Genomic DNA, 20,710 nt, shown 5'->3' with positions numbered 1-20,710 from the left:
CCTACGAGGCCGTGAACGCCGCCCCGGTAAGGGTTCCGTAAAAGGAGCGGCACAGTACCGAAAGTTGCATCTGTGACGGGTGATCGGGGGGTTGTGGGACACCACGGAACAATCCGCACGGAAGCCTAAGTTCCCGCTGGGTCCCGAAGCTGACACCTTGCGCAATGGCGGCGACGCGAGTCGTCCGGAAAACGCCGGCCGGCCTTTCGCTTACTGGTGAATTACGGAGCGCCCACAAGCCCCTGAGCGCCGGCGCTCCGGCTTTGAAGCGCCACGACTGGGATTAAGTGGGAGGGCGGGGATCAGAACCGTGACAGGAGCCGAGCCATGGACTGGAATGACCCGGTCAGTGCAGCGCTGATTCCGGCCAAGGCCAGAAGTACGCTCATGGCGATGACCTGCGCCAGGAAGAACAGCAGCGCCACCCCAAGTGTGGCGGCGTACGTCAGCGTAAAACTCAACGTTGAAGGTTCGCTCATGCAGCAGTGACCCCCAGCCCGATTCTATTGCCTCGTTCTCGTCAACACTAGCTGCGGGGCTCTCCCCGGCGTAGATGCAGCGCGGGCACTCTGATCCTGTGGGCCCAGGGCTCTTGCCGCGCGGCGGGTGCCCAGGTAGGTTTTTGCATGCCGTGGCCGTCCGCCCGCAGTGGGGCGGGCCGCGCGGCGGTGGTTGGCCCGGGTGCGGCGTTGGAACTCGCCCGGGCCGCCACCCACCTAACGGGGTGGGCTGCAGCTCCCGTCCGGCCGGTGGGATGCGGGACCGCCGAGGGACAGCTCTCAGACTGCTCTCAGCGCGAAGAGAGACATTGAGAAAAGCCCCGAAAGGCCGACCCCGGCTGGGCCGTCGATCCATAGACTCCGGCCGCACGCTCTCCTCAATCGGCGTGCGGCCGGGCATCACGTCTCCCTCATGCGCAGTCAAAAGGCACCTGGAATGAATAGGACACGGGGCCCTTTTGGCTGGGCATCATGGATGCTCTTCCGGCACCTGCCGACCGTCCAACAATTCGGCGGCGGAGTGAACATCGTTCCCTATTTACACGCGGGACCTGCCTCGGAGGAAGTGGAAAGATTAGGACGACCACGGCAATTACCAGCAGCAGGTGAATGAGCCCTCCGCCGATGCTTCCGAGCATGCCAAGAAGCCAGAGAACAGCGATAATGACGGCTGTTCAAAGCAACACGAGGTTCTCCCTTGTTTGTCTGCGGATGAAAATGCTGATTCTGCGCCCTGCCGGTCTGCATATTTTGGCGCGCGGCGTTCCCTGCAAGGGGCTCGCGCAGGTTCGGTCCGGGTCCCCGTGCGGCCCGCACGCGGCGCCGGCCCGCTCCGGTGCGGCGTAGGGCTGGGCTGGCGTGGCCGGTTAGACGTCAGGGGATTTTTCCGTGGCCGGGGGGTGTTCTCCGGCCAGGTGGTGTGCTTCCTTGAGATGGCGTGCGAGTTTTTCTTCAGCGGCCGCGCGCCGTTGCCCGATGGTGCGCAGCTGGTGTGTGGTCAGATCCTCGCGGCGCGTCCCCGGGGCGGCACGTTGTGCCGCCCCGGGTTCGGTGTGTTCGCTCATGACCGCATCGTCGCACACGATCTTTCGGGGCAAAAGGCACAATTTTGCAACGTCCCAGAGACGCCGGCGTTTCCTGACGGATCGAGGAATCGGCCCGGGGTCTAGGCGGCCGGGGCCGCTATCGGGCCGTTTCCTCCCGCGGGTTTCCGGTCGATCGGGGTGGTCCCGTCGTCGTCGGCGCCCTGGGTGTGGATTTCCTGGGGGAGCGAGGCGAGGGGGAGTTCCCGGTGGACGATGTAGTCGCAGGCAGCCGGGCCCGTCATCGCCAGCCCTGCGCACAGGCCGCCGTGGCGGTCGGGCTGGATGTTCGCCGCGCGCAGCCCCGCTCTGAAAGTTCTGGGCGGGGCGGGCGTGGATCCCCGGAGGGAGCACCAGCTGAGGTAAAGACCGTACAGCTCTTCCTGGGTCAGCCCGTCAGCCTCCTGGATCCGGGCGATGCAGTCATTCACGAATTCGTCTAGCGGTGACTTCAACATCTTGGCCTCCTGCGTCCGGCGGCGTAGCCGCGTATCTGGCACAGCTATCAAGGGGTGAAGCAAACCATCCCGGCCTGGCCGGAACATAGAAAATTTAAAATGCCGGACTGAGACTGTCAACCGGGACATCCGCCTTGATTTCGGTGCGCATCATGGGACCGGCCAGCGGGTTCGTGCAGGGTATCGAGACGTTCATATTTCTGGGACCAGCAGCCCTGACGCTGCGGATCTGCGAGGGACGGGAACCGGGTCGGGGGAGCGGTACTGCGCTGGCCGGTTCCTTGTCAGGGCCCGGACCGGGAGTTAGCCTGATCCACGGGGGGACACGATGAGGGAAGCGGGACCCGATGCATGCGGGCCACCTTTCCCGGACTAAGGAGTCTGTCAATGTCGACTGTTTCCCATCCGCGCAAACACGGGCCGCCCAGCGGCTCCCAGGGACAGCGACTCTGGTGCACTCAATGCCAGACCGATGAATACCTGATCATCGAATCCATTGACACCCTCAGGCCGCCGCGCACCGGGCTGGTCGATGTCGCATACACCTGCGTGGAATGCGACTTCTTCTACGCCCACACCGCCTCGGTGGCTCGCGTTGCCGAGGTCCTGAACCGGCCGGGCCAAGGATCCGGGGTGCTTCAGTTCGGCGGCAACTATCGGCACGGCGGGGAGCCGATGATGATGGTCGGATCCCTGCAGCGCAGCGTCCACGCCACGCTCTCAACGGAACTGGCCGGTGAAGGGCCCTTGGAGGTGTACCTGCGCACCAGGGTGCTGCGCTGCGGCTGCGGGTTCCAGATGGAAATACCCGACTGACACCCCGAACCCCCGCGAGCCGGCTCTTGCCGGCAGGTACGGTCAGGCTTCGGCGATCGTGAAGGCGAAGGTCTTGAGGGTGACGGTGGGGGACCACGCGGCCGCCGCCCGCTGAGGTCGAGGGGGGAACCTACAGCTTGTCGATGCCTGGGTAGGCCGCTGTACGCCTGGGCCGGCTTCCGACGGCAAAGGCAAGAGAAAGCGTTCTGTCTGGTCGGTCCGGGATGGCCCCAGCCTTCTATCTACGCCTTGGCTGTAATACGCAGGCATAGCCTTTTCATCTGTGCAACGTGCCAAAAGCTGCCCGTGCGACGGACAATTGGCGCCATACTTTTGGGACAACTTAGCGGATGGCCAGATTACGTGGTCGTCCGCGGCCTCGGGCAGTTGGGGGCATGTCCCATTTCGCGTGTCCCGGTTCCAAGGAAGTGGGACACCCACGTGATGGGCCATAGGATCGGGCCATGCAGGCAGACTCCTTCAACGTCAACCAGCCCCCGAGCGCCGAGGCCAGAGTGCGACAGTTCCTTGATCTCTCGGACGAGTACCTTCTTCTGGTGCCCCTCCGACGGGAGAGCCCTGCATATTTCACGGAGGGCAGCACTGAAGCTCTTATGTCCCTGCGCGAAGGCTTGCTTGCCCACATGCTTATGAGGAAATTCATTACCAAGGGTGAGAGCGTGTACATCCCCCGCGTCTTCGAATGCTTGCTCGACGACTACAAGGAACAGATCCAGGCCAACTTGGCAAAGGACCTGCGGGCATATATGTACGGACTTAGCACCGCGCTCAAAAACATAATGGAGAGGGGCGTTCAGTACGGAATCATTGGAGCTGAGGCAGTATCAGACCGGGTCATGCTGGACCGGTACCTCAATGGCCGGCTACTCCATTCTGATCATGACAAGTGGCAGCACGTGGATTCGACTGCCTTCCGAGTAATGCTGGGTTCATGGCTGCAAGTTCGCGCAGAGTTCCGCGATCACCTCGAGGTTTCGCGCCACAACGTGTATGTGGCGGTCAACGAGCATTCGCTGTTTTCATTGCCGGACAAGAAGGGCTGAACCAGTCGCGAATGCGTCGCCTTAGGATAGGCCGACACCAAGCGATCGTTGATTACGGATGCATTGCTAAGACCGTGCACCTGCTGGCCCTCATCGACCCGACCGATGAGACTTACCGCCGTGCCATCAATACCCGGCTCACCGTGCAGGAGTCACGCCACCGCCTGGCCAGGGCAATTTTCCGCGGCAGGCGCGGGCAGATCTATCAGCGTTACCGCGAGGGCCAGGAAGACCAGCTCGGCGCGCTCGGCCTGGTGCTCAACGCAGTCGTACTGTGGAACGCCCGCTACACCGACGCCGCCGTCACAGCCCTGCGAGAAAACGGGCAGGAATCTCTGATGCCGGCGCAGCGAGATTGTCACCGTTGGCAGATGCACACATCAACCTGCTCGGCCCCTACGCATTCAGTGCAGTCACCCCGGACGGTCTGCGCCCGCTGCGAAACATCGCGGCCACAGACCTGGACACATCAACCTCACGTCCTGCCAAGTGGAGATGGGATATCGAAGGCCGGACCGCGATGCCCAGAACAGCTGAGGCCGGGCATCGCGGCCACAGACCTCCCGCGTTGTTGGTACCTATTTTGTTGGCACGTAATTTAGAGACGATGGACGGCGCACGGGCTATCAGCGTTCCTGCCTCAGCGGATTCCCCGTCGCCGGGCGAGCGAACTGATCGACGCCGCATTGTGCACGGCGAAGGAGACCCTTCCGGGGAGGAACCTGTCCTCCGACCAGAGCAGGGGCACGCCAGCCGGATCGGTGGCGCGGCGGATCTCCCGGAGCAGGCCAGTGCCTTCGGCGCAGCCCAGGGCCTGGGCGTCGGTCTGGTCGGCGGCCACGACGTCGATCACGTGCTCACTGTCCGCGAACACGACGCCGGATGCGTCGAGGGCCTCGGTGTGAGAGAGGGAGTCCGGGGCCAGCCGCTCGATCACCGAGCCAATCCGGGACGGGTACACGGTGCGTTCCAGCATCACGGGGGCCCGGCCCAGGAGCCTCAGCCGCAGCACCTCGGTGACCTCGTCGCCGGCGGCGAGCTGGAGAACCTCCCTTTCGGCGACGGTCGCCGGGCGGACGCGGCTGTGGATGGTGCGCGCACCGGGCTCCTCCCCCTGGGCCCGGGCCCAGGCCGTGAAACTCAACAGTTCCTGAAAGCTCTGGGTCCGCGCCGTTCCCAGGACCACGCGCCGGGTTCCGCGCCGGGAGGTCACCAGGCCGTTGGCCCGCAGCAGTGCCAGCGCGTTGCGCACCGTACCCCGGGACACTCCGTACTGTTCCGCCAGGCTCTCCTCGCTGGGGAGCCGTCCGTTGTTTCCGAAGTCCCCGGCCTCGATCTCGCGGCGCATGTTGGCTGCCAACTTCCGATACTGGGCGCCGTCGGTCTTCACGCGCCCGCCACCCTGATTTGATGCCTCGTCAACCATCCCTCCACGGTACAGCGATTCGGCGAAATCCCCTGTAAATCAATACCTTTGCGCCGACAGTGCTCCGACAGTTCGTCCACCCACCCCTCCCCGTTCACCCGGCGTACACCTGCGGCGCTGATAGTGGTTTTGACAAGTTGTATAGCCAACTTTTAGGAAACATCATGAACACCACACTCCGCCGCTTCAGCGCCATGGGCGTCGCGGCACTCCTTCTGGGCGGCCTGGCCGCCTGCTCCTCCGGCAACGCCGCCCCCACCGAATCCAAGGGCGCCACGGACTGGAAGACTGCCACCTCGGCCGAAGCCGGAGACGGCATGGACGCCCTGATCGCAGCCGCCAAGAAGGAAGGCAAACTCAACGCCATCGCCCTCCCGAACGACTGGGCAAACTACGGCGAAGTCATCTCCACCTTCGAGAAGAAGTACGGCATCAAGGTAGAGGTAGAGAACCCGGACGCCTCCAGCGCGGACGAGCTCAACGCTGTGTCCTCCCGGAAGGGTCAGGACCGCTCCCCGGACGTCATCGACGTGGGGCACGACTTCGACGCCCAGGCCGCCAAGCAGGACCTGCTGGCCCCGTACAAGGTGGCCTCGTTCGGCAAGATCGCGGACTCCCAGAAGGAGGCCACCGGCCTCTGGTACAACGACATGGGCGGCTACGTTTCCATCGGCTGCGACGCCGGCCGGGTGGCCAAGTGCCCCACCAGGTTCTCCGAGCTGAGCGATCCGCAGTACAAGGGCAAGGTGGCCCTCACCGGCAACCCGGCCAAGTCCTCCTCCGCCTACAGCGCCGTGTTCGCTGCCGCCCTCGCCAATGGGGGCTCCTTCGACAATGTCCAGCCGGGCCTCGACTTCTTCGCCAGGCTGAAGCTGATCGGCAACTTCAACCCCGTGGAAGCCACCCCGGCCACCATGGAGAAGGGCGAGACGCCCATCGCCATCGTCTGGGACTACCGGAACGCTGCCTACGCCGATGAGCTGAAGGCCAAGGGCATCGAGTGGAAGGTCGCCATCCCGGAGGACGGCGTGTTCTCCCTCTATTACTCCCAGGCCATCGTGAAATGGGCCCCGCACCCGGCCGCTGCCCGCCTCTGGCAGGAGTTCCTCTACAGCACCGAGGGCCAGAATCTCTGGCTGAAGGGCTACGCCCGCCCCGTGCTCCTGCCCACCATGATCGCCGACGGCACCGTGGACAAGGACTCCCTGGCCCGCCTGCCCAAGGTGGCGAAGGACAACACCAGCTACCCCTCGGAGGAGCAGGGCCAGAAAGCCAAGTCCACCGTGTCCGACGGCTGGACGAAGGCCGTATCCTGATGACCTCCGCCGCACCTGACGTCGTTGCGCACCGCGCCGTCGTCGCCGATGTGGGTGCCCAAACCCGGCGACGGGAGCCTCATGCTCCCGGCCGCCGGGCCGCCCGCCCGTCCGGCGGCTGGCTCGGGGTCCTCCCGCTGCTGGCCTTCGCCGCCGTCGCGCTCGGTCTCCCCGTGGCCGCCATGGCCGTCGGATCCGTCACCACCACCGACGGCGCCGGCGCCACGTCCGTCACGGGCGCCAACTTCGCCGCCAGTTTCGACGGCCCGTACCTGGAGAGCCTGTTGGGCAGCGTCCGCCTGTCCGCGCTCACGGCCTTTGCTGCCACGGTGGTCAGCCTGCCGATCGCCTACGCTATCGTCACCTCCAGGTTCCGCGGCCTGCGGGAAGCCGTGCTGTCCGCCTCCGGCGTGATCGCTAACTTCGGCGGCGTACCCCTGGCCTTCGCCTTCGTGGCCACCCTCGGCAACGCCGGCGTCCTGACAGGCTTCTTCGGACTCACGGACAAAGGCTGGAGCCTCTACAACTTCTGGGGCCTGTCCATCGTCTACCTGTACTTCCTGGTGCCCCTCATGGTGCTCACCCTCACCCCGGCGCTGGACGGCCTCAAACCCCAGTGGCGGGAAGCCGCACGGAACAACCGCGCCACCGGTTTCCAGTACTGGCGGCATGTGGCCCTCCCCATCCTGCTCCCCACCCTGCTCAGCGGCTTCGTCCTGCTGTTCGGCAGCGCCTTCAGCGCCTACGCCACGGCGGCCGCCATGGTGGGCAGCTCCATCCCCCTGGTGACCGTGAAGATCGCCTCCGCCCTGACGGGCGACGTCCTGGTAGGACAGGCGAACATCGCCCTGGCCCTCGGCATGGACATGATCGTCGTGGCCGCCCTGGTGATGGGCATCCAGCTCCTGCTGCAGCGAAGGACCTCGGCATGGCTCTCCTGAACACCGCACGCCCGCCCCGGTCCCGCGGCTCCGCCCGTGAATCGCGGCTGGGACGCTCTGTCGCCCTCACCGCGGCGGGGGTCTACTTCCTGGTGCCCATCCTCTGCGCCTTGGCCTTCACGGTCGGCCTCGGAGACCCCCGCCAGAAGCCGGGCCTGGACGCCTATGCCGGCATCTTCACCGCCGACGGCCTGGCCCAGAGCCTCGGGCTGACCCTGCTTCTGGCTGGCGCCACGATCGTCCTGGTCTTCTGCCTCCTGCTGCCCGCCCTCCTGGCCGTGCGCCTGGCCGCCCCGCGCGCGAAAGCCCTGGTCGCCGTCGTCTGCATGCTCCCGCTCGTGGTCCCGGCCGTGGCGCTGGGCGCCGGCATCACCACCGTGCTGCGCTGGGCCACCGACTGGCTCTACGACACCCCGGGCTTCCCGGTGCTCGCGGCCCTGCAGCAGCCCGGCTTCCCGGTCATCCTGGTGCTCGCCTACACCCTCATGGCGCTGCCCCTGGCTTACACCACCCTGGAATCGGGCCTGAACGCCATCGAGGTGAAGGTCCTGGTGGAAGCTGCCCGCTCGTGCAGGGCCTCCTGGTTCCGGACCCTGTTCCTGGTCCTGCTGCCCAACCTCCGGGAAGCCCTGCTGAACACCGCGTTCCTGACCATCGCCCTGGTGCTCGGCGAATACGCCGTGTCCGCTTTGCTGGGCTTCCAGCCCTTCGCGGTCTGGACCGTCGCCATCAGCGGCTCCCACGCCCAGCTGTCCGTCGCCGTCTCCATGGTCGGCCTGATCGGTACCTGGCTCATCCTTCTCGCGGTCGCGAAACTCGGCCGTTCCAAAGCCTCCAAGGAGACCTCATGACCGCCTCCGTCCTCGATCCGCGCCCAGCCTCCGCCGGAACCCCCGGTGCCACCCTGGAATTCCGCGGGCTGCGGCGTTCCTTCGGCACCACCACGGCCCTGGACGGGCTGGATCTGACACTGAACCCCGGGGAGCTGCTGGCCCTCCTGGGTCCCTCCGGCTGCGGGAAGACCACCGCGCTGCGCATGGTGGCCGGCTTCGAGACCCCGGATTCCGGACAGGTCCTGGTGGACGACGTGGACGTGACCGGCACGCCCACGCACCGCCGCGACATCGGCATGGTGTTCCAGTCCTACAGCCTCTTCCCGCATCTCAGCGCCGCGGACAACGTCGCCTTCGGGATGCGCATGCAGGGCGCTCCGGCGGCCAAGCGACGGGCCCGGGCCCAGGAACTCCTGGAGCTGGTGGGACTGCCCACCCAGGGCGGGCGCTACCCCCGCCAGCTCTCCGGGGGCCAGCAGCAGCGCGTGGCCCTCGCCCGGGCGCTGGCCCTGGAACCGCGGGTGCTGCTCCTGGACGAGCCGCTGTCCGCCCTGGACGCCAAGGTCCGCCAGTCCCTGCGCGAGGAGATCCGCCGCCTCCAGCTGGAACTGGGCATCACCACCCTCTTCGTCACCCATGACCAGGAGGAGGCCCTGTCCATGGCGGACCGCGTGGCCGTCATGCGGGACGGGCGCCTGGAGCAGTGCGCCACCCCGGAGGAGCTCTACAGCAATCCCGCCACGCCCTTCGTGGCGGGATTCGTGGGGACGATGAACCGGCTCCCGGGCCGGCTCAGCGGCGACGGCGCCCTGGTGGACGTCCTGGGCGTCAGCCGCCCCGTCCAGGGGAGCCTGCCCGGCCGGGACGGCACGGCCGGCGTCGACGTCCTGGTCCGTCCCGAGGCACTCACCGTCAGCGCGGACCCGGACGGCCCGGCGCAGCTGGTGGCGGCGTCCTTTCTGGGCGCGACGACGCGGCTCACTTTCCGCCTGGACGGCGGCCGCGAGGCGGTGGCGGACGTCCCGACCACTCACGCATCCACCCTCCCCACCGGGGCGCGCATCCGGCTGGGCCTGCCGGACCGCCCCGTCCTGATCGACCAGGCCCGGAACGAGGAAACCACCGCATGATGCCCGCAGCCGTACTTTTCGACATGGACGGGACCCTCGTGGACACCGAGCGCCTCTGGTGGGATGCCGTGGCCGACGTGGCGTTCGGCCTGGGCCGGGAACTGGGCCCTGAAGACGGACCCGACGTCCTGGGCCGCCCCTCCGGGCACACGGCCACCCACCTCCTGGCCACCATGCCCTCCGCATGCGTCCTGAGCGCGGAGGAGCTCTCCGCCCGGCTCGATGAGGCCTTCACCGAGCTGGTGGCCCAGGAGGTGGTGCCCCGCCCCGGGGCCATGGATCTCCTTCGGCTCCTGGCCGCGGAGCGGATCCCTACCGCCATCGTCTCCGCCTCGCCGCGCCGCGTGGTGGAACTGGTCCGGGACCGGCTGGGCCGTGAGCTGTTCACGCTCGTGGTGGCCGTCGAGGACACCCCCGCGTCCAAGCCGGCCCCTGACCCATATCTGGAAGCGGCCCGGCGGTTGGGAGCCGAGCCCGCCGAGTGCGTGGTAGTGGAAGACTCCCCCGTCGGTCTCGCCGCGGCGGAAGCGGCGGGGTGCCCCGTCGTCGTCGTCCCCTCCACCGTCGCGATCGAGGCGGCGCCCGGCCGCACGCTGCTCGGCTCGCTCGAGGACGTCACGCTCGCCGTCCTGACGGACGCCCGCGAGGCTGCACGATGAGCGCGTCCGCACGGCCCCGCATCATCCTGCTGGGCATCGACGGGCTCCGCTGGGACCTGGCAGCGGAGTCGGCCTCCGCCGCCACCCTGAGGTCCCTGACCGCCGAGGGTGACCACCGGGACATGATCATGGACGTCCCCACGCTGTCCGGCCCGGGCTGGTCCTCGCTGCTGACCGGGACCACCCACGCGCAGCACGGCATCCGGGACAACACCTTCGTGGGGCACCGTCTCTTCGGGCACCCGGACCTGCTGTCCCGGGCCTTTTACCAGGACACCTCCACCCGGACGTTCGCGGCGGCGGGCTGGCCGCCGCTGGTCTCCCCGGAAGGGCTGGGGCCCGTCATCCACCAGCGGATGGAGCAGCAGAAGGCCGGACTGCACACGGTGGTCGCCCGCGACGGCGAGACGCACGGCTTCATCCGGATCGACGCTGAGATCGCGGACTTCACCCTCGCCGCGCTGAACTCGCACAAGGTGCCGGACGTGTCCTTCGTGTACTTCTGCGATGTGGACGACGCCGGGCATGTCTACGGGGCGCTCAGCCCGCAGTACCAGGAGGCGCTGGCCAGGGTGGACCGGCACGTGGCCCGCATCCGGGACGCCGTCCGGAACCGCGCGGCCGCTCATGGTGAAGAATGGCTTCTGGTGGTGGTCGCGGATCACGGACACATGGACGCCGGCGGACACGGCGGGGACTCCCCGGAGGAACGCGGATCGTTCATCCTCCGCTGGGCGAGCGGCGGGGACCTCAGCCCCTGGCCGGCGGTGGTGGCACCGCATGAACTGGCCGGGCTGCTGCTCGCCGAGAGGGCCGCGGACCGCCGCTGATGTCTACCAGATCTCGTCGTTCGAGTGCCCGCGCGGTGAGCCTGTGTTCGTAGCCGCTCGTGAAGACGTCCCTCGGGCAACCGTTACGGATCCACTGCAGGACTTCGACTTGCTTCTTATTGAGCGGGGAGGGGTTCGTGGCCATTCAGCCATCATGTCCAGAAAAAGCCTTAAGGGGGAGCGTCCCACCGGGGTCATCCACCGGTTACAAGGAAACGGGACGTCGTCGGAGGGGTGTCAAGATTCCCAGTCGGAGCCCGGCTGTCGCGGTGGTTCTCAATTCCGGTTATTCTCAAAATCCTTCGTTTGTAAGAGCGCCGACGCAGCACGCACCGCATCGAAAGTTGTGGCCGTACGCGCCAATGAGACGAGACTTTTGGAACGACTGATGAGACCGCAGATCACACGGAGTCTCGCTGTTTGAGCCGTGGGGGAGGAGCGGCAACAAGGCTGTCTCAGTTCAGGGCGGATGTTGTTGGTGTGATGCGGTCCGACCTGGCACCCCCATCAGCGCAGGTGCCGCCGCCAGTCAGCCGGGACGCGTGAGGCTGGGCCCGGAACGCTTTGATCGAGCGGGTGATGCGCCGGCGGTTCAAGCTCCGGTCCGGCGAAAAAGGTGGAGCTGGGATAGTTGAAGAACCAGTCCTCGTCCGGTTCGAAGCTGCGGATGATCGGGTGGCCGGTGGATTGTGCATGTGCTGTGGCGTGTTGCGCCGGCGAGTTGTCGCAGCAGCCGATGTGCCCGCACTGGGCGCACCGGCGCAGAAGCAGCCACCGGCCTCCGCTGGCCTCGCATTCAATGCAACCAGTCCCGCTGGGTGGAATCGAAACGTCGATTCCTGGTTTGGCTTTCATTGTGGCTTCCCCTCGGATTGGAGTGCCCTTTGACCACCCACTTCTATACGCCCACAGGTATTCCGCGCCGAAGGAATGGTGGCGGAGCGGTGGGCCGTCCGGTGATTCCGGCTGTTGGCCTCGTCGTTACCGCCGCCAACGGGCCGGGTCCGCCTCCAGCCCGGCGCGGTCCCAATGTCCTGTCTCCGCGGCCGCGTCGTAGGTGGCATGCAGAAATCGCGAGAGCATCTTGTCGGGGTCCGGCGCCCTGCGGACGTTCTCATAGGGAAGGAGGTACAGCCTGCTGTCCCTGCTGTAGGCGGCTCCGTCGGCGTCGCTCACATATTCGGCGTAGCCTGCAGGCTCGGGATAGGCGTAGGCATAGAAGGCTCCCTCGTCTCCTCCGCCGGGCCAAAACCCGCAGCTGCTGAGTTCGTGGGAGTAGCTTTCCACCATCACCCAGTCGGCGCAGTTGGGGACCCTTCCGGGGTGGGTGGGAGCGCCCCGGCCGGAGAACCTGGTGTATGCCAGGTCCATGCCTCCCCAGAAGAAGTGGACGGGACTGGTCTTGCCTCTGAAGTGGGACCTGAATTCGTTCAGTACGCGGTCCGCCTGGGTTAGTTGGTGCCAGAACAGCCGGATGGCCTCCGGGTCGTAGGTGGCGTGCTGGTCGTCCTGGGCGAAGGGTATGGCCGGTTCCACTTCGTTCGGGACCGCACGAATGGACGTCTCGATGCCGAGCCTGCCCAAGGTCTCGAACACCTCGGCGTGGAATTTGGCCACCGATTTGGCTTCGAGGGCGACGCTCCCGGCCGTTCCGTTGCTGGTGCGTATGTGCAACTGGTGGGCACGGAAATCGAATTCGATGTCGAAGGCCCCGTGGCCATACGGGATATTTGATGTCGTCAATCCGCGCGCCGTGACGTACAGCGTAACGTGCCACCAGTGGTTCAGCATCGGGGCGTGCGCCATGCGGATCTTACCGACGATCTGGGTCCACATGTGCACTGTGTCCCGGGTCTGTGTCCAGTCATCAACCCGAAGCCTGGGCCACCAGTTGTGGGTGCCTGGAGCATCAACCTGTCTCATCGGAAGTCCTTCCGCTGTCCGGACACCGGGGGCTGTCGGGGGCAGCGCATGCCATTTGACAGCACCTCGGGCCGGCGCTGGAGCGACCCATGGCAGGGCGGACCGTGATTCGAGTATCCCAGCCCGCCCGCTCTCGACAACGCACGTCTCTTGGCTGGACACGTGCTGTCCATGACCCCGGCCCCGATTGGTGAACTGTTGCACTTGTCCGCTGCCATGGCGTCTACGCCGCCATGTCGTGCACTAGGGGAGCCACCTTAGACCCGAAGAGTTCGATGCTTGTCATTATCTTGTTCTGGGGTACTCCGGGCATGCCGTACTTCAGGTCGAAGCGGCTTGCCCCGAGTGTCTTGAGTGTCTCGGTGATCTTTCGGGCTACGGTTTCGGGCGAGCCCACATAGAGCGCTCCACCCGGGCCGACGTCGCGGAGGAAGTTTTGCATGGTCGGGGGCCTGAATCCTCGCACCTTGGCGGCTTCGGCAAACGCGGTTTCGTAGTGGGGCCAGAACTCTTCGACGGCTTGTTCATCGGTGGCGGCGATGTGCCCGGGCGAATGCACGCCGACGGGGCGCTCGGGCTGGCCGAACTCAGCGAGGGCCCGGTGGAACAGTCCCGCGAAGGGTGCGAAGCGTTCTGTTTCGCCGCCGATGATGGCAATCATGAGGGCGAAGCCGTACCGTGCGGCGCGCACGACCGATTCCGGGCTGCCGCCGACGCCGATCCAGGTCGAGAGGTGGCCAGATTCTGTGCGGGGATATACGGTCTGTCCGTGCAGGGCGGCCCGGGTGTTGCCGCTCCAGGTGACGGGTTTTTCCTTGAGGAGCTCGGCGAACAGGTTGACTTTCTCTTCAAACAGTTCGTCATAGTTTCGGAGGTCGTACCCGAACAGTGGGAAGGACTCGGTGCTTGATCCTCGTCCGAGGATGACTTCGGCGCTGCCGTTGGACAGCGAGTCCAGGGTTGAATAGCGCTGGAATACTCTAACGGTGTCATCGGAACTGATGACCGTGACGGCGGACCCAAGGTGAATGCGTGAGGTGCGTGCCGCGACCGCGGCGAGAACGACGTCGCCGGCTGAGAGGGGAAAGCTTTCTGTGTGGTGTTCCCCGATCCCGAAGTAGTCCACACCGGTTGCCTCGGCGAGGACACCCTCGTCGATGAGATTCCGGATGGTCTGGGCGTCCGAAAGCCGCTTCCCGGAGTTGTCGGTGTGGACGTCACCAAAGGTATCGAGCCCGAGGGTGATGGCCGGATGGACTGCCTCGTGGTTCACCGGGTGTTCAGTCATTGTTGCAGCGCTTTCGGCCCAGGAGGGCCGCGGGTTGCTGGGTTGCAGCCCCGGGCTTGTGCTTGCGGTCCAGCACGAGGGCCGCGGCGATGCCGAGCATCCAGATGTCCTTTGCCAGCGCGGTTCCCTGCGGGCTGGGGCGGATGCCATCCTCCAGCGTCATGCCGGGCGTCCTTAGGTACATGGTCAACAGGGATCCGGAGAAGATCCCGAGACCGATCCCGGCCAGGCGGCTGGGCAGGAAGGGTGTCAGCAGTGCCGCGCCCAGGGTCATTTCCGCATAGCTGAGCATCTTGCCGAACTTCTCGGCGTCGATTCTGCTGACCGGCGGAATAACCCTGGCCGCCATGGCCTGAATCCCGGCCGCGCTGTCTTTGTCCAGGTTACGTTTGCCCCAGCCGGCATTGAGGATGAATGCTCCTGTGGTCAGGCGGAGAGGGATGTGGTTGAGTCTCATGGTCGACTCCTTTCATGAAATGTCGTCATAGTTCGGCTCGGCCGGGGTGAGGCCTTCACGCGCTCCCCTGATGCCGTGCCCGGACTGGGCTGACTCCGGTGATTCCGATACCCAGCGTCGATTCAGGCATGGTTAGAACCCCAGTGCCTCATCGCAGAGGACGACGGTGATGCGGTCGGGTGTCCACTCGCGATTGATGATGAGAACTTTGTTCACGCCGCTGTGCACGCCGTACGCTGCCTGAGCGCGCGCGTCCTCGAGCGGGAAGGCGTATTCGTCGATGCGCCGGATTGCTCCCTCGAGGTCGGGCACGATCTTCTGAGTCCCAACCACGAGGATCACCTTCCCGGCGCCGGAGGCGTACGGGCCGAGTTGGCTTCCACTCGCGGACGCGGTGACCAGTGACCCGGTCTCGGTGACGGCGTGGACACTGCCGAGCATGACGTCGGGCGAGGCGGTTAGGCGGCGGATCTCGTCGGCCTGCGTCGCCCGGTCCATGCCGAGGACTCGTGGCCGGAGCGGCTCGTACCGACCGGACGTCGCTATTTCTTCGGCGATACCGGAGGCCTCCAAGGACTGCGACGCGCCGTGATGCACCTGCGACCCCGCGGGAATGAGATCCAGGACGATGCGTTTCGCTTCGGCGCCGTCCGCGGCGCGGAAGACCGTGAACCCGTTCGCTTCCAGCGCGGCGGAGGCTCGCACCACGCGCGCCTCCTCCGCTGGGGCCGAGAATTCACGGCTGAGTGTGCTGTCGAGGGGCTGGACTTCACTCATGAGACGGTCCTCCTCACCGCTCCGATGTACTTGCGATTGCAAATACCTATGCAGTTAACTGGTGGGTATGCACGAAAATTCCTCACACGGTGATGTGGCTGCTCTCTTCGGCCGGCTTGTCGGGGAGTCGCTGCCGGATCGGCGCGGGGAGTTGGCGTGGCGCACTTTGCTGCACGCGCACGCCACGCTCATGCGCCAGCTGGACACCGGTCTCAAGGAGGAAACGGGCCTGCGCCTGGCCGACTTCGACGTGTTGGCCCAGCTCGCCGGCGCGGGCGGCGAGCTACGGATGACGGAGCTCGCCGCCCGCACGCTCCTCTCACGCTCGGGGTTGACCCGCCGCGTCGCGAGGTTGGTTGATGAGGGCCTGGTACGCCGGGGGAATGCCGCCGGGGACGGTCGAGGCGTGCTTGTCACCCTGACCGACGCCGGCGTCGCACGCTTGACCGAAACAGCGCCGGTCCACCTTCAGGGTGTGTCGAAACTGTTCGTCGAGCGGCTCGACGATCAGGAACTCGCCGTTCTTGAGACCGCTCTGAGAAAAGTCATCGTCGACTGCACGTTCGGCTGAGGACAGGCAGGGGAGAGCCTTGCTCGGCTGCCTGCGCTGGTGTGACTCACGTTGCTCTCGAGGAAGTCGGATTAGGGAGGCGTGCAACGGGCCCGCAGGCGCGGCCAATTAGCGCTGCGATTCACACGGGTAGGCCGCGCTTCTCGCTTCAACCCTTTCTCGAAATCCTTCGTTTGTGAGAGCCACGATTCAGATGTGGTCTGATTCAGGCATGACAAAGCCCGTTCTCGGCGACTCCTCGCGGGCTCAGCCGCGCGGCGCCGGCAGATCGAGGTTCCAGTGGCGCGAGACCATCAGTAGCCACCCGGTGTCGTCCTTGTCGTGGCCAAGGCCTGCGGGTCCTGGTGTGATGTAGAACCGCGAGACGACGCGCTGCGAGCCTTCGGCGTCTCCGTAGAGCACGTCGACGGTGAAGCCGTCGCCCGCGGCTCCCTTCATGGCGTTACGGTAGTCGGCCGACTCCGGGTCCCGGATGGCGACCTGGCAGAAACCGACGTCGTTGGACGGCACGTAGATGTCGCGTGTCAGCCGGTGGAACTCCTCGACTGGTGCCAGCGGAGCCCTGGCGTCCGGTGGCAGGTGCCAGCCGTGCAGGATCGCCACCCCTGCGCCGGCGTTGCGCACAGACATCACCAGGTACACGGTGTTGTCGGCGATCTCGAGGGCGGCGTGGCCACCCTGCACGACCATCCACTTGCCCTCCATAAACCGCACCTTCTGCGGGGCATCCGACCAGTTGGAAGGCAGCAGGATGGGGCGTAAACCGTTCAGCAGTGCGCGCTCGGCCAGCCGCGCCGACCGGTTGGCTGACCTGGTGGAGATGAACGTCGCGATGGCGAGCACCGTCGTACCGAGAGCGGTGCCGAGGTTGGAGAGTAGAAGCCAGTCGACCATAGGCAACATTCAACGCCATCCCCAGCCTCGCCAGCAATCGACGCCGGACGTCTGCAGAGTCAAAGCAGGCGCGGCGGGCAACAGTGCCGCAACCGCAACCGCAACCGCAACCCCGACGTCCGTCCGCGAGGTCCGCCGCATCGCCTCCGCGAAGGGTGTCACGCCCTCCGAGCTGGCACTTGCCTGGGTCCAGCACCAGGGAGCGGTCGCGATCCCCGGCACCAAGCGCCGCCGCTACCTGGAGGAAAGCATCGCCGCGACCGAACTGGCACGGCGTGGTCAACCGGCGACCGCTACGCGCCCGGGATGACGGGAACGCTCAACGGCTAAGACCCGGCCGGTGCCGCACCAGATTCCATCGCGGGGCCAGATCACATCCGCCCCGCAGCGCAATACCCCGGTACCTCGAAAGGGCGACCTCATGCCTCAGCCGGCCCGGACGGTCAACCAGCGAGCCGGTGCCATCGCCGGCGTCGCACCGTATGCCCTGGACCCGGAGAACGCGACCCGGCTACGCGTCACGTCAGCGAAACTCGCAGGCTGGAGAGCCATTAGAAGAACCCAGTAGTGTGGGCGGGTTCCCAGCGAACCGTTGGGTTCAGCTAGGCATGCTGAACCTAAGCTTCGGTCAAACGCTATTTGACCGCAGCATCGCCGATTGAGGCGGTCCGGCACTGCGTCGCGCCTGACCTGTTGGAGGCGGGGGCGCCGAGCCGGCGCCGCCGCGACGCCGGTCAGGGGAGACTCATAAGAGGAAACCCGGACGGCGCAACGCCTAAGTCACCTACTCCAGAACCGCCCGGGAGGATTCAGCCGTAGGTCCCGGGGCGGGGGCTTGTTCCGCGCCGTAGCTCCCAAGCAGTGCCAGGGAATCGGCCGAGGGCGAGCCGGGTTTGGCGGAGAACAACCGCAGCACCTGGTCGGGATCCTCACGCAGGGCCAGATCTTCAAAGTTCAGTTCCAGGTCTCCGACGACCGGGTGGTGGAGTCGCACAGTGCCTGCGGATGCGGCGGCCACGCGGTGTCCGGCCCACCAGCGGCGGAAGTGTTCGCTGTGTACTGCGAGTTCGCCGACGAGCTGGTTGGCTTGTGCATCGTTGGGGTGTCGTCCGATGTCGGCGCGCAGGCCTCCAACTGCTTCGGACGCGACTGTTTTCCAGTCCCTGAAGATTTCCTTTGCCCCCGGGTCGAGGTGGATCCAGCGGGTGAGGTTCCGTTCGGCCGCGGGCATGGCGGAGAAGTCGGCGAGCAGGAGAAAAGCCAGGCGGTTTCCGGCCAGGACATCGGTGCGGCGCCCCAGGATCAGGGCGGGCACGTTCCCGACGGCGTCCAGCAGCTGGTGCAGCGCGGGGCGTACGGTCTGGGCCGGATTGGAGGGCCGGGAGTTGGCGCAGTTTTCCAGGAGGGCAAACATGTGTGCCTGTTCCCCGGGGTCCAGGTCCAGTGCCCGGCCCACTGAACCGAGCACGGCCCGGGAGGGGTGGATGTTGCGGCCCTGTTCCAGCCTGGTGTAGTAGTCGGTGCTGACATCGGCCAGCTGTGCGATCTCTTCACGCCGCAGCCCTGGGACCCGCCGGGATGCGGGACCGGAGGGCAGCCCGGCCATCTCCGGCGTGAGGCGTGACCGCATCGCCTTCAGGAACGACCCGAACTCTGCACTTTGACCCATGTCTCCCATTCTCCATGCCCGTGCCTCCGCTTTCCATGGGCGAAGGTAGGACTGCCAGTCCTAGGAAAAGCAGGGCGTGGCGTACCTGCTGACATGGCGGACGCGGGCACATAGCGTTTACTGCGTAGCCGGTCAGGTAACCCGGCGCCGCGCCGGACCTATCCGCTCCACGGCTTTTCCGGCCGAACCATCGTGCCCGGGCGGCTAACAAACCCGGGCACGTTAGATGAGACAAGAAGACAACCATGGACTTTTCCTTTGTGATGGCGGCCTACGCCAACAGGACAATGAACCACGAAGCCCGCAGTGCATTACCGGACGCGCCTGTTGTGGCGCCGCCACCCCCCAGGCGGCCAAGCCGAGGCGCCGCCTACGCACGCAGACGGCTCGCTCCGCTGAAGGGGCGGCTGGCCGGTGCACTACACCAGGCCGCCTGGGCAATTGAGCCTGACCCGCGGGCCGTGACCGGTCCGGGATATTTGAGAACGGCTCCCATCCTTGCCGAGGACAGGCAACGGGACATCAGACAAGGCAGCCGGTGACGGCGGATGCCCGGAACCCCGCAAACCCCGTTCAGTCGCAGGCTCAGATCCCGATAGTTAGGGGGATCGAAGTCCTCGGCTCGTCACTGTTGGTTCAGCTCCTGGTGGGCAGTTACGTCGGCCTCGTCAGCCGGGGCCGCGTAATTGCCAAGGGCTGGGTGGACCTAGTGGCAGCAGATGGGAATACCGCGTGGATCTGGCTCGAGGAGGGAGGCGGGCGCCGCGTCGTGCAGGCCCAGGACGGGATCGGCCTCACCGTCATCGAGGAAAAGAGCCAAGGTCGCCCACATCCACACTGCGAATATCCAAACCCCGGAATCGGGACAACAGCCAAGGAAACTGAACACATGAGCTATACCCCAGCGCAGGACCGCTACGATTCCATGCCTTACCGCAGGGTCGGGCGCAGCGGACTGAAACTTCCGGCCGTTTCGCTCGGCCTCTGGCACAACTTCGGCGATGACAAGGCCTTCGAAACACAAAGGGCCATCCTTCGCCGGGCTTTCGACCTTGGCGTCACGCACTTCGATCTCGCCAACAACTACGGCCCGCCGAGCGGCAGCGCGGAAACGAATCTCGGCCGGCAGCTCGCGGATGACTTCAAACCGTATCGTGACGAACTCGTCATCTCCACCAAAGCCGGATACCGCATGTGGCCCGGACCGTACGGAGAGTGGGGATCCCGGAAGTACCTGCTGGCCAGCCTGGACCAGTCACTGGAACGCATGGGCCTGGACTACGTCGATATCTTCTACAGCCACCGCCCGGACCCGAACATGCCGCTGGAGGAAACCATGGGCGCGCTCGACACAGCGGTCCGCTCGGGCCGGGCACTGTACGCCGGCATCTCCTCCTACTCACCCGAAAAAACCATCCAAGCCGCGGAAATCCTCGCCGATCTGGGCACACCGCTACTCATTCACCAGCCCTCGTACTCCATGCTCAACCGGTGGACCGAACACGGTGACCCCAACCTGTTCCAGGCCCTCGAACAAGTCGGGGCCGGGTCCATTGCCTTTTCACCGCTGGCTCAGGGTCTGCTGACCACACGCTACCTGGACGGTGTCCCGGAAGACTCCCGGGCAGCGGCGGGCAAGTCGCTGGCCAACACGCACCTCTCCCGGGAGAACCTGGCCCGAATCCGCGGCCTGAACGAGATAGCCGCCCAGCGCGGGCAGACCCTCGCCCAAATGGCCATCGCATGGGTCCTGCGCCCACAGCGGAAGGGCACACCCGTCACCTCAGCCCTGATAGGAGCCAGCAGCGCCCGGCAACTCGAGGACAACCTCGCGGCAGTCTCGGGCCCGGAATTCACCGGCGAAGACCTTCAGAAGATCGACGAATTCGCGATCGAATCCGACATCAACCTTTGGGCAGGAGCGCTCCAAGCCTAGACCCGCGCATTCTTCCAGAGCACAAACCCGCAAACAGCGGCGTGCAACTACCCGGTCACATCAAGGATGGGCTCTGCCGCGCCCGTCCCGGGTACCCGGGCACCAGCGGTGCCCGGGTACCCGGTGCCGCCCCACCTACG

The 20,710-nt window shown here is 66.0% G+C and carries 23 protein-coding genes and 1 pseudogene; 12 read left to right on the top strand and 12 right to left on the bottom strand.

What is annotated here, in order from left to right; genetic code table 11:
* Window positions 1-302: 302 nt before the first annotated feature.
* The 4 genes from AC1DDO_RS14605 to AC1DDO_RS14590 form a co-directional block, all read right to left on the bottom strand.
* Window positions 303-479: a hypothetical protein gene (locus AC1DDO_RS14605; RefSeq protein WP_476868267.1), complete on the bottom strand. Its 177-nt coding sequence runs from the start codon at window positions 477-479 to the stop codon at window positions 303-305.
* 431 nt (window positions 480-910) lie between these two features.
* Window positions 911-1,138, bottom strand: a complete 228-nt coding sequence (locus AC1DDO_RS14600) for a DUF5670 family protein (protein WP_476868268.1) — start codon at window positions 1,136-1,138, stop codon at window positions 911-913.
* A gap of 228 nt (window positions 1,139-1,366) precedes the next feature.
* The gene (locus tag AC1DDO_RS14595; protein WP_476868269.1) at window positions 1,367-1,564 is read right to left on the bottom strand and encodes a hypothetical protein; all 198 of its coding nucleotides are present in this window, start codon (window positions 1,562-1,564) and stop codon (window positions 1,367-1,369) included.
* A gap of 101 nt (window positions 1,565-1,665) precedes the next feature.
* A complete protein-coding gene (locus tag AC1DDO_RS14590) occupies window positions 1,666-2,040 on the bottom strand; it encodes a hypothetical protein (protein WP_476868270.1) in 375 nt (124 codons plus the stop codon).
* Between the two features lie 387 nt (window positions 2,041-2,427).
* Between AC1DDO_RS14590 and AC1DDO_RS14585 the strand changes: the two genes are divergently transcribed.
* From AC1DDO_RS14585 to AC1DDO_RS14575, 3 genes and pseudogenes are all read left to right on the top strand, one after another.
* Window positions 2,428-2,856 carry a hypothetical protein gene (locus tag AC1DDO_RS14585; RefSeq protein ID WP_476868271.1) on the top strand — a complete coding sequence of 143 codons (429 nt, stop codon included), beginning with the start codon at window positions 2,428-2,430 and terminating at the stop codon, window positions 2,854-2,856.
* A gap of 464 nt (window positions 2,857-3,320) precedes the next feature.
* Window positions 3,321-3,920 (top strand): hypothetical protein, encoded by a 600-nt coding sequence (locus AC1DDO_RS14580; RefSeq protein ID WP_476972163.1) that lies wholly within the window; start codon window positions 3,321-3,323, stop codon window positions 3,918-3,920.
* 41 nt (window positions 3,921-3,961) lie between these two features.
* A pseudogene (locus AC1DDO_RS14575) lies at window positions 3,962-4,386 on the top strand (Tn3 family transposase); the annotation flags it as partial.
* Window positions 4,387-4,560: 174 nt separating this feature from the next.
* On the opposite strand, the gene AC1DDO_RS14570 reads toward AC1DDO_RS14575, so the two are convergent.
* The gene (locus AC1DDO_RS14570) at window positions 4,561-5,346 is read right to left on the bottom strand and encodes a GntR family transcriptional regulator (RefSeq protein WP_476972162.1); all 786 of its coding nucleotides are present in this window, start codon (window positions 5,344-5,346) and stop codon (window positions 4,561-4,563) included.
* Between the two features lie 164 nt (window positions 5,347-5,510).
* On the opposite strand from AC1DDO_RS14570, the gene AC1DDO_RS14565 reads away from it, so the two are divergent.
* The 6 genes from AC1DDO_RS14565 to AC1DDO_RS14540 are packed head-to-tail and all read left to right on the top strand — an operon-like array spanning window position 5,511 to window position 11,055.
* Window positions 5,511-6,662 carry an ABC transporter substrate-binding protein gene (locus tag AC1DDO_RS14565; RefSeq protein WP_476972161.1) on the top strand — a complete coding sequence of 384 codons (1,152 nt, stop codon included), beginning with the start codon at window positions 5,511-5,513 and terminating at the stop codon, window positions 6,660-6,662.
* Window positions 6,662-7,603, top strand: coding sequence for an ABC transporter permease (locus tag AC1DDO_RS14560; RefSeq protein WP_476972160.1), 942 nt, complete (start codon window positions 6,662-6,664; stop codon window positions 7,601-7,603). The genes AC1DDO_RS14565 and AC1DDO_RS14560 overlap by 1 nt, the downstream gene beginning before the upstream one ends.
* Window positions 7,591-8,454, top strand: coding sequence for an ABC transporter permease subunit (locus tag AC1DDO_RS14555; protein WP_476972159.1), 864 nt, complete (start codon window positions 7,591-7,593; stop codon window positions 8,452-8,454). Before AC1DDO_RS14560 ends, AC1DDO_RS14555 begins: the two co-directional genes overlap by 13 nt.
* Window positions 8,451-9,566, top strand: coding sequence for an ABC transporter ATP-binding protein (locus tag AC1DDO_RS14550; RefSeq protein ID WP_476972158.1), 1,116 nt, complete (start codon window positions 8,451-8,453; stop codon window positions 9,564-9,566). The genes AC1DDO_RS14555 and AC1DDO_RS14550 overlap by 4 nt, the downstream gene beginning before the upstream one ends.
* On the top strand, window positions 9,563-10,225 hold the full coding sequence (locus tag AC1DDO_RS14545) for an HAD family hydrolase (protein WP_476972157.1): 663 nt from the start codon (window positions 9,563-9,565) through the stop codon (window positions 10,223-10,225). The genes AC1DDO_RS14550 and AC1DDO_RS14545 overlap by 4 nt, the downstream gene beginning before the upstream one ends.
* Window positions 10,222-11,055, top strand: a complete 834-nt coding sequence (locus AC1DDO_RS14540; RefSeq protein WP_476972156.1) for an alkaline phosphatase family protein — start codon at window positions 10,222-10,224, stop codon at window positions 11,053-11,055. Before AC1DDO_RS14545 ends, AC1DDO_RS14540 begins: the two co-directional genes overlap by 4 nt.
* A gap of 507 nt (window positions 11,056-11,562) precedes the next feature.
* On the opposite strand, the gene AC1DDO_RS14535 is transcribed toward AC1DDO_RS14540, so the two are convergent.
* The 5 genes from AC1DDO_RS14535 to AC1DDO_RS14515 form a co-directional block, all read right to left on the bottom strand.
* Window positions 11,563-11,910, bottom strand: a complete 348-nt coding sequence (locus AC1DDO_RS14535; RefSeq protein ID WP_476972155.1) for a UBP-type zinc finger domain-containing protein — start codon at window positions 11,908-11,910, stop codon at window positions 11,563-11,565.
* 126 nt (window positions 11,911-12,036) lie between these two features.
* Entirely contained in the window at window positions 12,037-12,978 is a 942-nt protein-coding gene (locus AC1DDO_RS14530; protein ID WP_476972154.1) for a DUF5996 family protein, read from the bottom strand.
* A 223-nt stretch (window positions 12,979-13,201) separates the two neighbouring features.
* A complete protein-coding gene (locus tag AC1DDO_RS14525) occupies window positions 13,202-14,266 on the bottom strand; it encodes an LLM class flavin-dependent oxidoreductase (RefSeq protein WP_476972153.1) in 1,065 nt (354 codons plus the stop codon).
* On the bottom strand, window positions 14,259-14,723 hold the full coding sequence (locus AC1DDO_RS14520) for a hypothetical protein (protein WP_476972152.1): 465 nt from the start codon (window positions 14,721-14,723) through the stop codon (window positions 14,259-14,261). Before AC1DDO_RS14520 ends, AC1DDO_RS14525 begins: the two co-directional genes overlap by 8 nt.
* Window positions 14,724-14,855: 132 nt before the next feature.
* Entirely contained in the window at window positions 14,856-15,500 is a 645-nt protein-coding gene (locus AC1DDO_RS14515) for an LUD domain-containing protein (protein ID WP_476972151.1), read from the bottom strand.
* A 67-nt stretch (window positions 15,501-15,567) separates the two neighbouring features.
* Between AC1DDO_RS14515 and AC1DDO_RS14510 the strand changes: the two genes are divergently transcribed.
* A complete protein-coding gene (locus AC1DDO_RS14510; RefSeq protein WP_476972173.1) occupies window positions 15,568-16,071 on the top strand; it encodes a MarR family winged helix-turn-helix transcriptional regulator in 504 nt (167 codons plus the stop codon).
* 246 nt (window positions 16,072-16,317) lie between these two features.
* On the opposite strand, the gene AC1DDO_RS14505 is transcribed toward AC1DDO_RS14510, so the two are convergent.
* Window positions 16,318-16,965: a hypothetical protein gene (locus tag AC1DDO_RS14505; protein WP_476972177.1), complete on the bottom strand. Its 648-nt coding sequence runs from the start codon at window positions 16,963-16,965 to the stop codon at window positions 16,318-16,320.
* On the opposite strand from AC1DDO_RS14505, the gene AC1DDO_RS14500 reads away from it, so the two are divergent.
* Window positions 16,892-17,275, top strand: coding sequence for an aldo/keto reductase (locus AC1DDO_RS14500; RefSeq protein WP_476972172.1), 384 nt, complete (start codon window positions 16,892-16,894; stop codon window positions 17,273-17,275). The genes AC1DDO_RS14505 and AC1DDO_RS14500 overlap by 74 nt on opposite strands.
* A 474-nt stretch (window positions 17,276-17,749) precedes the next feature.
* Here AC1DDO_RS14500 and AC1DDO_RS14495 read toward each other — a convergent pair whose 3' ends face one another.
* Window positions 17,750-18,634 carry a helix-turn-helix transcriptional regulator gene (locus tag AC1DDO_RS14495; protein ID WP_476972150.1) on the bottom strand — a complete coding sequence of 295 codons (885 nt, stop codon included), beginning with the start codon at window positions 18,632-18,634 and terminating at the stop codon, window positions 17,750-17,752.
* Between the two features lie 889 nt (window positions 18,635-19,523).
* Between AC1DDO_RS14495 and mgrA the strand changes: the two genes are divergently transcribed.
* Window positions 19,524-20,570, top strand: a complete 1,047-nt coding sequence (mgrA, locus tag AC1DDO_RS14490) for an L-glyceraldehyde 3-phosphate reductase (RefSeq protein WP_476972149.1) — start codon at window positions 19,524-19,526, stop codon at window positions 20,568-20,570.
* The last annotated feature ends 140 nt before the right edge of the window (window positions 20,571-20,710 follow it).

The sequence above is a fragment of the Arthrobacter sp. 10N43 genome, from assembly GCF_056394525.1.
The sequence above is the reverse complement of the archived record's forward strand: the minus strand, read 5'-3'. Positions and strand labels throughout refer to the sequence as shown.

Bases quoted from the DNA above. Each gene is read 5' to 3' on its own strand.
- AC1DDO_RS14545 (WP_476972157.1), top strand. From the start codon at position 9,563: ATGATGCCCGCAGCCGTACTTTTCGACATGGACGGGACCCTCGTGGAC.
- AC1DDO_RS14510 (WP_476972173.1), top strand. From the start codon at position 15,568: ATGCACGAAAATTCCTCACACGGTGATGTGGCTGCTCTCTTCGGCCGG.
- AC1DDO_RS14580 (WP_476972163.1), top strand. From the start codon at position 3,321: ATGCAGGCAGACTCCTTCAACGTCAACCAGCCCCCGAGCGCCGAGGCC.
- AC1DDO_RS14535 (WP_476972155.1), bottom strand. From the start codon at position 11,910: ATGAAAGCCAAACCAGGAATCGACGTTTCGATTCCACCCAGCGGGACT.
- AC1DDO_RS14555 (WP_476972159.1), top strand. From the start codon at position 7,591: ATGGCTCTCCTGAACACCGCACGCCCGCCCCGGTCCCGCGGCTCCGCC.
- AC1DDO_RS14525 (WP_476972153.1), bottom strand. From the start codon at position 14,266: ATGACTGAACACCCGGTGAACCACGAGGCAGTCCATCCGGCCATCACC.
- AC1DDO_RS14590 (WP_476868270.1), bottom strand. From the start codon at position 2,040: ATGTTGAAGTCACCGCTAGACGAATTCGTGAATGACTGCATCGCCCGG.
- AC1DDO_RS14570 (WP_476972162.1), bottom strand. From the start codon at position 5,346: ATGGTTGACGAGGCATCAAATCAGGGTGGCGGGCGCGTGAAGACCGAC.
- mgrA (WP_476972149.1), top strand. From the start codon at position 19,524: ATGAGCTATACCCCAGCGCAGGACCGCTACGATTCCATGCCTTACCGC.
- AC1DDO_RS14585 (WP_476868271.1), top strand. From the start codon at position 2,428: ATGTCGACTGTTTCCCATCCGCGCAAACACGGGCCGCCCAGCGGCTCC.
- AC1DDO_RS14550 (WP_476972158.1), top strand. From the start codon at position 8,451: ATGACCGCCTCCGTCCTCGATCCGCGCCCAGCCTCCGCCGGAACCCCC.
- AC1DDO_RS14515 (WP_476972151.1), bottom strand. From the start codon at position 15,500: ATGAGTGAAGTCCAGCCCCTCGACAGCACACTCAGCCGTGAATTCTCG.
- AC1DDO_RS14500 (WP_476972172.1), top strand. From the start codon at position 16,892: ATGAACGTCGCGATGGCGAGCACCGTCGTACCGAGAGCGGTGCCGAGG.
- AC1DDO_RS14600 (WP_476868268.1), bottom strand. From the start codon at position 1,138: ATGCTCGGAAGCATCGGCGGAGGGCTCATTCACCTGCTGCTGGTAATT.
- AC1DDO_RS14495 (WP_476972150.1), bottom strand. From the start codon at position 18,634: ATGGGTCAAAGTGCAGAGTTCGGGTCGTTCCTGAAGGCGATGCGGTCA.
- AC1DDO_RS14540 (WP_476972156.1), top strand. From the start codon at position 10,222: ATGAGCGCGTCCGCACGGCCCCGCATCATCCTGCTGGGCATCGACGGG.
- AC1DDO_RS14505 (WP_476972177.1), bottom strand. From the start codon at position 16,965: ATGGTCGACTGGCTTCTACTCTCCAACCTCGGCACCGCTCTCGGTACG.
- AC1DDO_RS14565 (WP_476972161.1), top strand. From the start codon at position 5,511: ATGAACACCACACTCCGCCGCTTCAGCGCCATGGGCGTCGCGGCACTC.
- AC1DDO_RS14605 (WP_476868267.1), bottom strand. From the start codon at position 479: ATGAGCGAACCTTCAACGTTGAGTTTTACGCTGACGTACGCCGCCACA.
- AC1DDO_RS14560 (WP_476972160.1), top strand. From the start codon at position 6,662: ATGACCTCCGCCGCACCTGACGTCGTTGCGCACCGCGCCGTCGTCGCC.
- AC1DDO_RS14530 (WP_476972154.1), bottom strand. From the start codon at position 12,978: ATGAGACAGGTTGATGCTCCAGGCACCCACAACTGGTGGCCCAGGCTT.
- AC1DDO_RS14595 (WP_476868269.1), bottom strand. From the start codon at position 1,564: ATGAGCGAACACACCGAACCCGGGGCGGCACAACGTGCCGCCCCGGGG.
- AC1DDO_RS14520 (WP_476972152.1), bottom strand. From the start codon at position 14,723: ATGAGACTCAACCACATCCCTCTCCGCCTGACCACAGGAGCATTCATC.